The organism is Ochrobactrum sp. SFR4, assembly GCF_019730395.1.
Classification (GTDB): domain Bacteria; phylum Pseudomonadota; class Alphaproteobacteria; order Rhizobiales; family Rhizobiaceae; genus Pseudochrobactrum.
The window spans coordinates 1-241 of sequence record NZ_JAAPBB010001267.1 but is presented as its reverse complement, the minus strand read 5'-3'; the positions used below and the strand labels follow the sequence as shown (position 1 = coordinate 241).

Below are 241 nucleotides of genomic sequence, written 5' to 3'. Positions count from 1 at the left end.
ATGGATTTCGCGCCTACCTTCCAGATGGGCCACAATATTGCTTTTGATTTTGCCACCCGTCTTGGTGAAATTGCACCGCGTGGTGATGGCAAAATTCTCGACCGCGTTTTCTTCACCGGTTCCGGTTCAGAGTCCGTTGATACAGCTCTGAAAATTGCGATTGCCTATCAGCGTGCGATTGGTCAGGGCACCCGTACCCGCGTGATCGGCCGTGAGCGCGGCTATCATGGTGTGGGTTTTG

At 53.5% G+C, this 241-nt stretch carries 1 protein-coding gene; it reads left to right on the top strand.

Features of this window, described 5'->3' with window-relative positions; all coding sequences use genetic code 11:
• Window positions 1-241, top strand: a 241-nt coding sequence (locus tag HBA93_RS23085) for an aminotransferase class III-fold pyridoxal phosphate-dependent enzyme (protein WP_221724784.1), incomplete at both ends; no start/stop codon positions are given.